The sequence below is a fragment of the Pseudomonas sp. TREG-RG-20F-10-E-6-01 genome (assembly GCF_022662455.1).
Classification (GTDB): domain Bacteria; phylum Pseudomonadota; class Gammaproteobacteria; order Pseudomonadales; family Pseudomonadaceae; genus Aquipseudomonas.
Genome location: NZ_JAKNQP010000045.1, coordinates 1 through 434, shown reverse-complemented (window position 1 = coordinate 434; position 434 = coordinate 1). Strand labels below are relative to the sequence as shown.

The following is a 434-nucleotide window of genomic DNA, read 5'->3' as shown; positions in this document are numbered from 1 at the left end:
CGGGTTGAAAAAACCGAGCATGGCAGCGATGGGTATCCGTTGGGGGAAACCCGGTTCATGTGGGATGGGCTGCGGTTGTTGCAGGAGCACAAGCACAGTCAAACCAGTCTTTATGTGTATGAAGACGACGGCGGCTATCAACCGTTGGCCCGCGTCGACGGTGACGGCCCACTGCAGAAAATTCGTTACTACCACAACGACCTGAACGGGTTGCCGGAGCAACTGACCGAAGCTGACGGACACAGCGTCTGGCAGGCGACTTACCGGGTGTGGGGCAGCACGCTGGAAGAGGCGCGCGAGCCTTATTACATCGAGGAACAAAATCTACGGTTTCAGGGGCAGTATCTGGACCGGGAGACGGGGCTGCATTTCAATACGTTCAGGTTTTATGATCCGGATGTGGGGCGGTTTACGACGCCGGATCCGATTGGGTT

At 56.9% G+C, this 434-nt stretch carries 1 protein-coding gene; it reads left to right on the top strand.

Translation table 11 applies throughout. From position 1 onward, the window contains the following. Positions 1-434, top strand: a 434-nt coding sequence (locus L8K08_RS30200) for an RHS domain-containing protein (protein ID WP_242201993.1), incomplete at both ends; no start/stop codon positions are given.